Consider the following 247-nt stretch of genomic DNA (forward strand, 5'->3'; position numbering starts at 1 on the left):
TCCGTAATAAAGATCGGTTAATTCAACTTCATCATTCAACTCACCTTTTAATCGAATCATTCGATCTTTATATTTTTCATGACCAACAATATCAAAGCTCTGATTATAAATTGCATATGTTTTACCATCTGCTTCGTTGTCTTGATATGGGGTATAGACTGCCCTGCCGTCAGACAGGCTTGGATCAGTTTTCAACCATTCATATACTTCTTCATCAGATTGAGCAAGCACATATGTAAAGATGCCC

General features: G+C 36.4%; 1 pseudogene. It reads right to left on the minus strand.

Annotated features, from left to right (window positions below):
• Positions 1-247, minus strand: a pseudogene (locus SB775_RS32495) (hypothetical protein); the annotation flags it as partial.

This window comes from Peribacillus sp. SIMBA_075 (assembly GCF_046534585.1).